Below are 15340 nucleotides of genomic sequence, written 5' to 3'. Positions count from 1 at the left end.
TAATGTGAAAATATACAAGTTAAAGTCGCGGCTAGTGACTATTTTATTTCTGTTAACAGTGATAACTGTCACTTTGGCGGGCACGCCAAAGCCTGCGCAAGGCGTCCAATGCAATTCACAGGCAGATTGTGATGCTTATCTTTGCCAGAGATGCGAATGGCCTGTTTTTTGTTGGCCGCCGCTTAGTTGCTCCGGGCAATGTGTCAATGCCCCATTGGGAACAGGGTGCGGTGCTGCAGAGGGTGGGACTTTTTATTGTTCTGACAGCGGGCCAGGTGACCCTATGGGTGGCATTGTTCAAAATGGGTATAAGTCAGGCGACCAGAGAACACCCAGCGATGGCGTGTGCGGGGACAAGGATGGCCTGTGCTCGGCATCTTATGGCTCTGATGTCTACCCTTTATGCGACCCAAAAGGAACCTATTCAGCCAATGCATGCGTTGATAAAAAAAATACGTGCCAAAACACCTGCAACGGCTGCCCTCACCATGACTGCAATGACGTGACAACTGACTCTGGCATTTTGTGCGAGCTTCCGGAAAGCAGCGCTGCTGCCTGCGGCGATGGAAATGACAATGATGGCGACGGGTTTATTGACCTGGCTGACCTTTCCTGCGAAACAGATGGAAACCCGTGCACTTCAGGTGCTGAATGCACAGGAGGGGTAATACCAAATTTTTGCACTGATACAAATGGGGATGGCGGATTAGACACATGCACGCGATGCGATGGCACAAGGGGAAGCATGTGCGGCTCATTGGCCCAGCAGGGAACAACTTATGGCGTTTGCACAGGCTCTGGATTCTATCAATGCTCTGACCAGTCAACAGCGGACGGCGACCCGGCATGCAATAAGAATTCAGGCAACCCTGACCCAGGGGCAACAAATGCAGGAGGCATAATGACAGTTGCCGGGGTGCAAGGCAGGAATTTCATCAGGTGCGGGGGCAATGATGCCTGCACAGGGACTGCAAACTTGGGTTGGACATCAAGCAAAGGCGGGACAAACATTGGCGGCGGATTTTGCGCGCCAGTTGATATTTCAGCGCCTGCAATCACTTATGATGACCTGAACGATGCATCTGACAATAAAATAGCTTTGTCTGACACCTTGAAAATAAAGGTAAATTCATTGTACACAGGCACTGCAGGGCAGTCGCCTGACTGGACCTTCCTGTTTTCATGCATACTAAATACCGGCATTGCCGGCAAGAATTTCTGCGACCAGTCTCCTGCACCAGGTGATAATTATGAATACATGCTCGGAATAGGGAAAACCGCTGCCGGAGGGACAAGCACGGCAGAATATCTCTTTGAGCCAATGTGCAATGTTGCTTATTTAGGCACACGGTCTGTTGGAACAGCCACTGCATTCACAGGAAGCTTTGCTGACAACAATTGGTGGGGAGGCCAGTCAGCAAGCAATCCATCATTTGACGTTGTCGAATGTGAGACAAACAATGACTGCAACCTTTGCCCTGCTTTAGGGGGGAGCATGTGCGTGGATAATTTCTGCACTGCTGTACAGCATGGCGAGAGCTGCGAACTTGACCCGGCATCCTGCTCCTGCGAGCCTGGCCTTGCCAAAAAACAATCATTCAATCTCATTACCAACCCAAGCTTTGAAGGATTGAGCTGATAAGGAATCCAAAGAATGAGTAAAAGCAGAAACAGTGAATACAGAAAGGTTTTGCTTAGGCCAAGGAGTCTTGTTCTGATGTCATTTGCCCTGTTTTTTCTGTTTTCCGGATTAGAGACAGTTGCAGCAGATTACAGGGATGGCCTGGCCGCAGCAGTAATAACAGACGATCCCAGCATTGGGACAAGAGTTTGGCTTACCCCGGACAATGCAAAGTTCTCAGATAATATGTGGGTATTAGGTGTACATTCGCCTGCAACTCCTCAAACTTTTTATGAGGTTACACATTATCTCAAGCTCACTGATTTTGGGCTTGCCATCCCGGACACAGCGGTAATAACAGGAGTAGAGGCATGGATAGAAAGGAGAAGCAATACCGGAACACCTTATGTTTATGACAATGATGTCAGGCTGGTTGTGAACAATGTCATAACAGGAAACAACAAAGCTGACCCGGCTGCATGGACATTTTCTGGAAGTGACCTTATTGTCAAGTATGGCAGCGCTGTTGACATGTGGGGCGCCGCAAGCCTGACACCTGCTATTGTGAATTCGCCAAGCTTCGGGATTGCTGTTTCTGTGAAATTGTCAGGCCAGGTTAAAATAGCGATGGTTGACCACATCAAGATTAGAGTGCATTACACTTTGCCTCCCCAGACAGGGCAGACATTGAGCTGTGATATAAGGGATGACGCAAGCGGAAGCCCTTGCCCTGAATTGAATTCTGTTTTCAGGATATGGGATGATGGCAGCCATGCAACCAGTGATATCAGGAACAGGCAGATTCTGCCTTATGACATTTACAGCGCTCATCCAGGTGAATATGCAGCTGACTACAATCTTGTTGCCTGCTGCGAAGGCGTTGCGCGGGATCCTGAATTGCCCAATGATGGAGGCACTGTCCTCAGGATATTCGATCCGAGTTTGCCGAGCGTCAAAGCCAGCGGCGCGCATGCTGCGCAGAATGATTATGACGGAGCAGGTTATGGCCCTGTAAATTTCGGGAGCGCTGTAAGCAATGTCCAATGCGGAAATTTTGTCGGCGAGGTAACTGCAGATGGATGCCCATTGAATGAGGGATATGACTGTGTCGCCAAGCTGTATAAGGAAAGCGATTCGCATGTTGCCTCATGCGACACAACTGACCCGGATGCAACAATTGCTGTCTGCTGCAGGCAGGGAGTTGACATACCAGGATGGATTATCCAAGGCTCGCCACGGCCAATTGTGTCCCTGCCAGAATATGATGCATTCATACCAAGCCCCCAGTCAATTTACCCTGAAAGCCAGTTCGGCAGTTCTGCAGTGAGAATAACCATCAGTGACCCTTCAGATTATGGAGGCATCAGGACAATTGACATACCTGTTGAGGGAAACACAGAGTACGAAGCCTCGGTTTATGTCTATGTCCCTGTAAGCGCGGCCTTGACTGGCACATGGGAACTGCACAGGCAAGTGCAGTTAAGCGGAATCGGGACAAACCATGAATACACAATCCTAAACACAGATGCAAATGATTACTACATAACTGAAGCAAACATGGCTGGCAAAAAAGGCCAGTGGATCAGGAAGAATGTCAGGTTCAGGACCAATCCAGGCGCAGCAGTTGCCAAGATATTCTTAATCACCAGCCCGAGCGGCACAGGCGATATTTATGCAGACGGCTTCAACCTTGTCAAAATACAGGGAAATAAGAATCCAGAAGACCCATTGCCATTCCTAAAATCGGATTTTAATTTTGGTTGTTGCCAAGCCACAGAATGCTGGGACGGCTCAGCATGCGTTAATGTTCTCTCCGGAGATGATTACCGCAATACCCACTCTAGCGAGCCGTTCCCGGTGTGCTTGGCTGAAGACCAGAATGCCGACAAGGTATTTGACTGGACAAACTGGAGCATACCGTTCCTGAAAAAGCATTGGTACAATACAACACCAGATGCGGATGAATGGCAATACTGCCCAACCCAGGGGCAATGCTGGCAGAGCTATACTGATGCGAGCAGCGGGACCCTGCTGGAGGGATGCTATTTCATGGGAGAAATTTCGAATGATAAGTACTGCCTTGCATCGCCCCGGCCTGACAATTGGGAATCAAGGACTAAATACCTGCTTGCGAACATGCTTGAGCTCGGTGAGGAATTAGGCTATGCTGATTTCACAGTTGTGTGCGACAGCGCTGATTGCTTTGCAAAGAACGCTGCGGGAACCTGCCCAATTGACAAAGAAATCACTTGTGTTTATCGGAATGCTGAGACAAACACGATAATTGCAGGAGTATTGCTTAACAAATCACTGAATGCAAATCCCAGCCTCGGGAATGAGCTTATGCTGCCCGGCGACCCGCAGGATTTCATTGTAAGCGAATTTATGGACGAGATTCTTGGTGTTGGCTACAACAATGACAATAACGGCCCGCCAAGGCGCACCAGAAGGGATTTCACGCCAAGGACTGATGCAGGGGGCTACCATAATGCGCAAAACCTCAACACAAGGCACAGGATAAAGAGCATCGGCTACAACAATATAACAAGGATAATCCTGATAAGCAATGCGCCAATAGACTACCGGACAAGATTGGATAGAGGCATGGATACTTCCTATGTTGAAAAGTACACTCAGGATTTCCAGGATTACTACAATGATGGCTCCCCTGTTGGCTTGCCGGCTGAATTGTCAAGCGGAGGGGCAGCAACATATGACCTTGAGCCATTGGTTGCACAGCCCAAATTCTATGATACGATATTTATCCAAAAATCAGGGGCCAAGAGAATAACTGCCCTCCTGGAAAAGCACCTTGACAAATCATATTTCCTGGGCGCATTTTATCGGAATGTTGGATCAGCAAATGACCTTTGCCCTGTTCTTGCAGCTGAATACAGCGTCAGGAGCTTTGAATATGACCTGCCGCCCAAGCCATTGGATTATACAAGATGGTTCAATTGCCTGGAAAATTATGCTGTCCCAGAGGACAGGGATGTGGATATGTTTGCAATCTTGAATACTGCGCCGCCTGCTGAAACGCCTGTTTGGGAAACCAGCCCGGCTGTGCCGCCTGCAGCGTATTTTGCCATGTATTTCTGGAATGAAACTTTGGGTGGGTTTAGGAATTTTGCCAATTGCAGCTTCAAGTACGATTTCAACAACCTGACCGTGCCGTGGGAGTATTCTGCCATGCTTGAAACAGAGGCCCACCTGCCTTTCGGCACCAGCTCCCCTGATGGATGCTGCCCTTCTGACAAATGCTGGAATGGAAGGAAATGTGTCGGAGGATGGAATTCCGATGTCACTAATTTTACCCAGGATGAATTTATTGGAGCAGGAAGCAGGCCAGAATCATTGTTCAGCCCATATGACCAGGGCAGAGCAGAGACTTATGTATGCAGGCTGAATGCCACTGTCACTTATCCGAATGTCGGATTGCCAACTGGCGAGTATGTGCAACTATACTCAGACTGGAGCAAGGTTTACCGCAAGGATGCGTATGACTTATCGGAGTATGGTTATTGTCTTGAACAAAACAAATGTTGGATAACTGCACGAGGAACTTCGCCTGCTGGATGTGTAGCGACAGGTGCAGTACAAGGAAAATATTACTGCCTGTCCGGCGAATGGACAACTTTGACGCATCTCGCTGCAATTACATTGCTGAACGTCACTGAAAAGGCCTATGGCGCTGATGCGAATTTCACATTTGCATGCAACAATATGAGCAATGTTTCCAGGATAATGAAACTTTACCATGGCACTGCCACGCCCGTATGCACCTATTACAATTTGGGCAACAGGCAGATTACCTTTGCATTCAGCCCGCCGGGAGCCCTGGATGACCCGGCATTTTCCATCCATACGATGATTGAAGGTGACCTGAAGATAATCATGGCAAATTTCCCCAATGCCTGCGACTCTGCTGCAGGAAAAGGGCTGGCTGATTGCGAGATTGATGCGTCTTATGCCGGCCGTGCCAGGAAAGTGATGTGGGACTTTGAGACTGGCATCCTTGTTGTGAGCACAGATGATGCAATCACTGCGCCTGGCCAGCCAACTGGATTTGCGAAAAGGATGTGGAACTGGTTCATTGGATTGCTCGGGTTCAGGGAACGCGGCGATGCCCCGGCATTATCAGGCCTGAGGAGCATGATTTCCAAGACAAGGAACTTCGAAAATTTCTTCTACAGGCAGGATAATAGGACAGTTGATTTGACTGGGAACCCAACTTACATTGAAGCCTTGAGTGAACAGACCAACCAGACTACGAAAACTGGCAGCGGAGTTACGGAAATAACCACAAAAGGCTATGAATACGCTTCAATCATTTATAGGAACCTGCTCTCTGATAATATTTGCACGATTACAGATGCAACAGCCGGCCAGCTGTCCTCGGCAAGCGCTGGAGTGAGAGGGGCTGTTTACAATTGCGGCCAGACAATACATTTCCCTGAAGTGGGAAAAATGCTGTCATATTATGACTATGCAATTTTTGTCGCCAACAATGACCTTGGGCCAATTGCAGAGCAGGCAAGCCTTGACATTGGCAAAGGTTTCTGGCAGGACCAGACCAGGAGATTTGAAAATTACAGTGCATGCGCTTATGCACCCGATTACCATGATGCATACCTTCCCATGAGCTTGCATGAAGAAATAAAAGTGGAGGAATACCTGCTGTACAATTCCTCAACAATGAGCTCCTGCTGCAAAGGCGTTGATTCCTGCTGGACAGGGAATAATTGCACTAATGAATTTGATTTGCTCAATCGCTCCTTACCTTTGCCCGGGTTTGAAAGACTATGGATATGCCAGGCAGGAAATTGGCAGAACGCAGTCAAGAGATATGACTGGTCAGACCTGACTTATGATTACTGCGCAGGGGCCGGGCAATGCTTCCTGCCAAGGAGCAGGTATGAGGCTGAGAGGAAAGCCCAATATGATTATGACTATGATACATTTAGCTCAATTTATCTGGATGGAAGAGGCTGCACAAATGGCAATTTCAGGTATTTCTATGACCATGCATGCAACAATGGCAACTGGACAACAAGGACAGGGTTGATTGCAGCTAAGATGCTAAACTTCACAGCAGAGCAGAAAATTGTGGATTATTCAATCTATTGCGACAGCTATGAGAATACATTGAATTATATTGACTATGATGTGGAATTTGATGCTGGAACGCCGAAGAGCCTGCATGATTACCTGAGCGGTGTCGGGAGCCCCAGGAACATAGCGCCCACAAATAATTTCTGTGTCTTGCAGTACAATGACACAAACGACAACAACAGGTTTAAGGTTGCAGTGGGAACATCAATAAATAATGTAAGCAATGCCTCAGATTACCTGAAGAGCACGGTTGGAAGGAATTTTGCCGGAGTTTGCGACGGCAAGGGCGCAGAAGGGTTTGACAACTGCGATGCAGCCAGGAAAGTATGGTATGACAATAATTATGAGATGATAATTTACAACAATGTTGGCATGGATTTGGGGGCGCCTACAAGGCTCGAGGCATTCCTCGGCTTCCTGACAAGCCCTGTCAAGACTGTCATCAACTGGGTGCGTGGATTGTTCATTTCATCCGCCAATGTCCCGACTGATGTGTTTGTATTCGACAAGTTTTACACAATCCATGTTGGCGACAAGACAATTGTTGGAAGGGTCAGGGACAAGCAGGGGACTCCGGATGAAGACAAGTATGTTGTCGTAAGCTATGATAATTTGACAACCTATGTCTGCAATTCAATTGAAAGGTACAACATGTCAAGCCAGGGGCAGGGCACGCTTGTTTGCGATGGCTACTACCTTGCCACTGGAACAGACTTTGACATCATGCAGGAGGCATGGCCGGACATGACCGCTAGGCTGAGGCTCCAGGCAAGGCCAGGCGCAAGGGTCAACAGCATGAGCGCTATCCCCGGAATTACCACTACAATAAACTGGAACACGGATGAATTGTCAACCGGAAGCATCAGGTACGGAAAGGCAGTCGGGATTTGGGAGGGAACAATTGCATCAGCATCAGGCACATCCAAGGTGCATTCAGCAACCCTTGTAGCGCTTGAGCCCGGAACAGAGTATTATTTCATGATTGTGGCCTGCAAGACAAGCATTGCATGCTCAAATTACGGGCCATACAGGTTTGGCGTGCCATTGAGCTAAACAGCGCAAACCATATATATTAAATCAGGATAAAGAGAGCGGGCAAGAGGAAAAACATGGATTCGAGAGGATTGAGGGAAGTTGCAGCGTTTATGATTGCCCTTATCATTAGCTTGCCATTCTACAGCTCATTTGCCCTTGGCGGAGGGAATATAAGGGCAGTGGAAGTTTATGGCTCTGAGGACGCCAACTTCAATAATCACAGGGACAGCAATGTGATGCTGCCTGATGATTACATTGTTGTGAGGACGCACGCAGTTGTCGATGAAGTTGCGGCGCTCAAAAAAGGATATTTGGCGATTTATTTGCCAACCACATTGCTTTCCTATGGAGGGGCGGGCGAATCATGCGCAAACTCTGTAAAATACCCCGGTTACATGATGTGCGATTACGCGCAGGCGCCGGTCAGCACATGGAGCCCGGGCGAGAATGAGGGATATGTCAACCTTTACCAGGAATTGTCCAGGGCGCCCGAGACATTGATCGCGAGCCAGGGATTTTATTTTTATGTGGACACCCAACCGCCTGTTATGAGCATAAAATCTGCGACGCAGCTCATACCGCCCGGCTATCTGTCAATAACCTACAATGATGGCTCTGGCGACAGGGCATTTTCAGGCGCTACAGGGCAGGAATGCGCTGGATTGAATGAAGTCAGGCTGACAATTGCTGAAGCAGATGACCCGGTCTCATCTGAGGAATACACCCAGGACCTGGCAGATTTGAACACTGGCTGCAGCCAGATTCCAGCTGGAAATAAGACATTGAGGATTCCCAGGACAGAACTGATCTCTGATTTCGGGGCGGAGTTCTCTGAGGAAGTGTCAATCTGCGTTGATGCAGATGACAAATTGGGACAGGCGCAGGCGCAGTCATGCCTGGCCGGCAATTATTTCCTGGACCTGAAAACGCCAAAGCCGGTTCCAAGGCCTGGCGGCTTTGAAAAATCAATCGGGACTGTAATCGGCGACCCAATAAGCAGTACTGATTATGTGAGCTTCGGGCAGGCAATTGTTGTAAAGGCCAATTTTACAGATGATGAGGGAATTGCCAACCCGCTTCTGGATGCAAACTACCTTAACATTGATGAAGATGAGTTGAGAGGGGCTGTGCGGCTGACTGAAATTGCGCACAAGTATGAATTGACCTGGCAAATAACTGTTGGGACTGGCGACAAGACAAAGCCTATGGGCGTCAAGGTTGCTGACCTAAAGGGCAATGAGTTCAGCGACGCTGATTTCTGGACATTGAGCGAAATGCCGCAGGACGAGCTTGACAATTCTGCGCCTGTAATCAAAGGCATTATGAGAAAAGGCACAATCAACATGCTCAAGGCTACGGAAAATTCCATCCTGGTTTTGCTGAACGACTCAGACCCCCTGGAATTGAGCGGTGTTTCAGGGTTTGGCGACAAGAATGTGCACCTCGAGGCAACGAGCCCGGGGCACAGCGTTGTGTCACAGTCCATCAAGTCCTGTGCCCAGAAAGGCAACTCTGTGCCAGGAGTATGGGAATGCGAGTTCGAGAATGTTGAGGTTGCAGGAAGCGATGGAAGCATTGTTGTTTTCACAGTGACTGGCGCGGATGATGCAGGCAATCCGATTTTGCAGGATGCTGCATGCGCAGAACTGGATGGCTGTGAGGCCCAGCTGGACAATTTGCCGCCGAGCTTTGTGCAGATTCCGGAAATAACCAACCTTGCTTCCTTGTCAAGGGGAGGCAAGCTGAAGATCACAACAATTGCCAGGGACGAGACTTCAGGGATACTGCCAGAAACAGGAAACGCAAGGGCATATGCCAAAGGCCCTGACTGCCACATGGGAACAGGGGAGGGCATAGCTGCTACAACCTGCGAAGAAAATCCAGGATATCCCGGAGAAGTGACCTGCACTTGGGGAACCGCATCAACAGGGATTGGCACAGTTGACACTGACTGCTTTGGCAAGCAGGTTTACATCAATATTTTTGATGTTGCTGGCAACAATGAATCTGCAAGCGTGACAGTTGCTGCATCACAATCGCCTTATGTAGATGATACCCTGATTATATCAAACCATTATGATCCGCTTGATGACAGATATTACATTAACCGCGAGAATAACACAATATCCTCCACAATTTCTGCGTCCTTGATTTCAGATGTGGAAAGGGTCACTGCCAATTTTGACGCATATCCCAACCCAACAAGGGTTTACGAGCAATCAGCAAACACAGGAGGATATAGGGCGCAGTGGTATGGGGATGATGATGCATCCACGGGCATGTCATTGGACGACATGGGCGCAGGCGGGATTCCGGATGGGAATCCGTTCACAGTTGAGATTTCCGCAGTGGATGATTTTGGAAACGGCCCGGGCACAGGAGATGCAGACCTCTATGTCGACAAGACAGCCCCGAAATTCAAGTCAGTTGAAATTGTGAACAGCCAGGATGACTTCCCCCAGTCAGTGAGGAGGCATTCAGTAAGGATTACTGCAAAAATAGAGGAGGCATTGTCCGGCATTTCCCCCGGCAAGACAATGCTGAGGACAAAGGACCTTAACAAGAATTTCAATGAGGGCGCAGGCGCTGACTCATATGCCGAGGCTGATTCCTGCACAATGAGCGCGATTGAAGCTGATACATGGGAATGTGTCTGGAATTTCCAGAATTACAACCCGGAATCAGGAAACCCGCCCAACAAGCTTTACATTTCAACCGAGGACGTTGCGGGCAATTACAAACACAGCCAGCAGGACAATGTTTTCGGGCTGCTGGAGGTTTACAGGGAAGGAGGCGCAATAACACCTGACCAATACTGGATTGTCAATGTTGATGACGAGACAGGCGTTTCGCCGAAATCAATCAACAGGAACCTTTTGAAGCCGAGCTTTGCCCCGCAAAACGGATTCAGGACAAAAATTGTTGCCGAGCTCAGCGAGGATACAGGCGCATCCCCCCCGCCAGACCTGGAAGTATTCCTCTTCAGGCCGAGGAAATGCACTTCCGAGCAATACCCCGGGCAAACACTGGGGACTGAATGGAGCGTCAACAACTATATCGGGGACGCGTCAACAGGCGAGGAAAGGCACAAAATATTCTTCACCCTGAAATTGCCCGCACTTGAAGAGGACTGGCTCAAGGATGAGGATAACACTGAAATAAAAGTCAACTGCCAGTTTGAAATAACAAATGGCGATGCGACCCAGGTCTATACCAACAGCGTAGAGCTTGAGAACGAGTCATTCACTTTCACGCTAAGGCAAAAGATTGGCGTCAACATCGGGCAGCAGAATTTCAAGAAAATAGCTGACCATGCAGATGAGATTGAAACAGCCAAGAGATGGGCAAACAATTTCAAGAAGATTCTCGATTTCATTGTGCCGGCATGCAAGGCAGGGGCAATGGCGCTCATGATTAGTGCTACTGCATCCTTGGTTGCCGGCTGGATGCCGTTTATCGGGGATTCGATAAGGTCAGTTTTTTTCTTTGCGTGGAAATGGTGGAGCCCAATTCATCCCCTCGACGTCTACAAAGTCAAATTCTGGTGCGAGATGGCAACATGCCAGGGTTCTAATATTGCAGGAGTTGGAATGAGTGCAATGGGCGTTGACACTGTCCTGCCAGGCGGAGTTCCCGTCGCCGGACTTTTAGCTGGCAGCCCAGACCCTCGAGAGAATATTTGGCTTTCTTCAATCCAGATTCCAACTTGCCTGACCGGATTTTATACATATTTCCAGATGAAAAAGACAGTTCTCACTGCTGAGGATTATTGCATAAGGCAACAGGCATTGATGGGCAAGGACATGCAGTGCCAAAGGCTGAGCGAGGAGTTCAGCTGCATTTACTCGAATGCGGGCTCGGCCTTAATCCAATTATTGGCATCTGCTGTCATGAGTTATATTACCTCGCTTGTTGTAAATTATTTGGTCCAGAAAATAATGGAGGCAATTGGCGGTGAATTGATACTTTGCCCGACAGGTGGGCTGGCCTATGAGCCATATTGTTATCTTTATGCAATGCTTGATGCGGGTAATTATCTGGACAGGATTAGCGATACCCAGGACATGATCAATAGATATGAGGGATTGGACAGTGCCGCAGCAGCGCCCTTGCCTGACATGGCAACGCCGCCTGACGGAGACATTTGCGGGCTGACGGATTGCTGAGAAAGATGATAAATAACGCAAGAAATGGAAGGAGAATTGTGCTTGCAAGTGTTGTGATAATAGTTTTCCTGTGCATGCCTCTTGCAGGAATGGCACAGGGCGCTTGGAGAATTAGTGGTGTGAGTAACTACGTCAATAATATATTTGGAGGAAACAGCCCTGCCCCTGCAATACCGTCAACTGGAACAGCCAGCGGTTCAACATCTTCGTACAGTGGACAAATGATGTCAGCTCATGCCCAGCAAAGCTATACTGCCGGACAAGCTGCTGCGACACGAGCAGTGGTTGAAACGCCACCTGCCGCATCACAGCAGGCATCGCCAGCAAGCACTGCGCCTGGCGGATTTTCATCAATGGAAGAAGCTAATGCATATTACTATGACGCAAATGTGCTAACCCCTGAGTCCACTGCCGGCACTGCTGAAAGCCCAACTCTAAGCGGTGAAATGCCCCCGATTGTTGGAACAGTCGAATTATCGTCTGAGGATCCATTGGCTCCGCTCGAACCCGTCCCTGTTACCCCTCCGGCTGCTGCACCAGTAAAATATAATCAAGCCCCTTTGTCATCGGCAATCCGCAGCATTATTACTCCATTTATCCAGAATTTGCTCGACCCTGTTGTGAAGAGCATTGGGTTGGGTGGCATAGGATTGCTGCAGTCAGCCTGCAAGGATACAAATGAGGATTTCACAAAAATGGGAGGGGCAAGAGTGTTCAGGACAGGAGTCGGGAGCAACCCTGCGCATTATGGCTTGTTGCCTGCAGTTGGGCCATACGGCGACATCCCTACATTGGACCTCAATGCTTACTTTGCCCAGATGGATGCTGACTCGGTAAGGCTTGCCGGGCGGATGCAGCAGGTTGATGATGAGACTTACAATTATGAGATAGAAGTCAGGATTTTCCCGGTTGCTGACTCAACATGGGATATCTGGCTGACGAACAGCTGCAAATCCGATTATGTTTACCGCCTTGCTGCAAATGCTGCAGTGCAGTCATACACCGCAAACAGGAAATGGTACTTGTTCGGCATTGCCAAGCAGATGAATGATGCAACGGATGCGATTTATTGCCAGGGCAAGCCGTGCAGGTATGACACAATTTGCGTGCAGGCAAAGTCCGGAAGCAGCTACAACAACGGGCAGGAGCGCTGCCTGAACTTTTGCAGCGGAAGCGGCGGGTGCGGCTGGGTAACTGCACTGCCAGGGCATGCGCTTGGCGACTGTTAGCTTGGGAGAATCAAGATGAACATGAAAAAAAGAGGCCAGATAACTGTATTTATCATAATTGCAATAGTCCTGCTTTTCAGCAGCGCGCTATTCTTCTATTTCAGGACTTACAGGGCAGAGGAGGACCTTAATGTGAATTTTCCAGTTGTTACACAGGTTCCGCTGTCGCTCCAGCCATTGGATAATTTTGTGTCGCGGTGCGCAAGCCAGGCAGCGCAAAAGGCAATTGTGCAATTAGGTTTGCACGGCGGCTGGGTTGATGTGAATTCCCCCAGGTTTGAGCAGCCATCAGGGTCAAGCCCGGGTAACCTTGTCGAGGCTGTTGACGGGGTTTTTGTGCCCTACTGGATTTTCCACAAGAACGGTCTGCCCACTATTGAAAACGTCCCCTTGCTTTACAAGGAAGCCCCTGCTGACTATTCTGTCCAGAGCCAGATTGAAAGGTATGTCAATGCGCATATCGGCGAATGCCTGGAAGGGTTTGAAAGCATGGAAGCGCAGGGATTTGAGGTTGAGGAGCTCGGGACAATCAGCTCAAGAGTTGACATTACTGAACAGAATGTTGTTGTGAACCTTGATTATCCATTGAAAGTCACACGGCAAGGCGAGACAAATGACCTGAATTTTTTCAGGGGGGAGGTTAATGTCAAGCTGAAAAAAGTCTACCAGCTGGCTGCTGACATCCTTTACAAGGAAGCAAACGACGTGATTTTTGAAAGGGCTGTGCTGGACAGCATCATGGTTGGCTATGAAGGCAAGACGCCAGAGGAATTGCCGCCGAGGCATTATGGCCTTGTCACGGAAGGGTGCAATGAAAAGACCAGGTGGAACATGGCGCAGGTCGTGGATAATTTCCAGTACATGCTTACTGACAACATCCCTTACATGCGAATCAACCACACAGATTATGAGAGGCTCAGGGTGCTGCAGACAGAGGAGTATGACGACTTCCTCAGGGCGGCGCAGAATAATTTCTTCACGGGAATGATACTGAACATTACAGAAGACCAGTATAGTGAATTTGCAGTTGATTTTGAGGCAAAGCCATTGCTCGCATTCGGGATAAATGGATTGTGGGGCAGGAGCGGAATCCTTGAGCCGCCAGTTTCAGTTGATTCAGGCAACCCGTTTTCAGACGAATGCCTGACCACTTACAGGTTCCAGTACAGCTTCGCCTTCCCGCTTATTGTCACCATCTACGACCAGCAGGAAGGCCAGGAGTATCTTTTCCAGTTCCCAATACTTGTTGTTGTTGCAGACAACTGGCCCAGGATTTCAGAAACAGGCGACTTGGCCCTTGAAACTGATGATGAGGTGCCATCGCCAGTCCCGGGATTGCTGGACTGCGACCCAGGGCAGCCGCAAACACCGCCCATACAGATAACATTGAAAAACTCGCTTTTGCCAAACAACAAGATTTCAGGCGCCACAGTTGAATACCAATGCACGCCAAATGCAGGGATTTGCAACATAGGCTATTCAGAGGCAAATTCAAAAGTTTTGGGAAAATTCCCGATTTGCAGCAATGGGCTTGTCATGCTAAGGCATCCGCAGTTCATGGGCGCGAATTACCTTTTCAATTCTGAGCAGTTTGAAGACCAGGAGGGAATAGAGATTGAGTACACCATGGTTCCGCTCAAGGAATATGACATCAAGGCGCAGATTTATGACACCACTTACCTGACATTGCCTGGCGACGATGCCAGCTGTGAACTGTCTGGCCCGGCAGCTGACATGCATGCGGGGCAAAAACTTTCAGAGCTCAAAGTCACAAGGCTTACTGCTGATGAGAATACATGGGAGGATGTTGTGAGGGATTTCAGGCCGGGCTCGGCCGGGAAATTAAGGCTCGCGCCGGGCAAGTACCTGATTGAAGCGCAGCTTTACCTGGAATTCCCAGAGGATTCGCCGCACACTTATTTTGCCGACAGCGAATCATTTGGAGGCTACACCTTCCCCCCTGAAGATGTGGAAGTCAGCCTGATTATGGTTGGAGGGGTGTCCGCGGAGCTTGATGTTCCGGACAATTACCTTGATTATAACACAGTTGTGGTAAAAACAACAAATGAAGGCCTGCCAGCATGGTATTCTGAGATTGGAAGGGCTGCTGACCATTTGGAGTTCTGCATGCAATACAGCAATAACAAAGATTTATTAAAGCCGCAATTAATTTAGTT

General features: G+C 48.9%; 5 protein-coding genes. All 5 read left to right on the top strand.

The genetic code is table 11. The features are described from left to right. The first annotated feature begins 283 nt into the window (after positions 1 to 283). The 5 genes from J4227_04910 to J4227_04890 are packed head-to-tail and all read left to right on the top strand — an operon-like array spanning position 284 to position 15338. Positions 284 to 1639 (top strand): hypothetical protein, encoded by a 1356-nt coding sequence (locus J4227_04910; GenBank protein ID MBS3109840.1) that lies wholly within the window; start codon positions 284 to 286, stop codon positions 1637 to 1639. A 15-nt stretch (positions 1640 to 1654) separates the two neighbouring features. Then, on the top strand, positions 1655 to 7786 hold the full coding sequence (locus J4227_04905; GenBank protein ID MBS3109839.1) for a fibronectin type III domain-containing protein: 6132 nt from the start codon (positions 1655 to 1657) through the stop codon (positions 7784 to 7786). Positions 7787 to 7842: 56 nt separating this feature from the next. Then, a complete protein-coding gene (locus tag J4227_04900) occupies positions 7843 to 11934 on the top strand; it encodes a hypothetical protein (protein MBS3109838.1) in 4092 nt (1363 codons plus the stop codon). 5 nt (positions 11935 to 11939) lie between these two features. After that, on the top strand, positions 11940 to 13163 hold the full coding sequence (locus J4227_04895; GenBank protein ID MBS3109837.1) for a hypothetical protein: 1224 nt from the start codon (positions 11940 to 11942) through the stop codon (positions 13161 to 13163). Between the two features lie 15 nt (positions 13164 to 13178). After that, positions 13179 to 15338 (top strand): hypothetical protein, encoded by a 2160-nt coding sequence (locus J4227_04890; protein ID MBS3109836.1) that lies wholly within the window; start codon positions 13179 to 13181, stop codon positions 15336 to 15338. The last annotated feature ends 2 nt before the right edge of the window (positions 15339 to 15340 follow it).

The organism is Candidatus Woesearchaeota archaeon (assembly GCA_018303405.1).
Classification (GTDB): Archaea; Nanobdellota; Nanobdellia; order Woesearchaeales; family JABMPP01; genus JAGVYD01.
The sequence above is the reverse complement of the archived record's forward strand: the minus strand, read 5'-3'. Positions and strand labels throughout refer to the sequence as shown.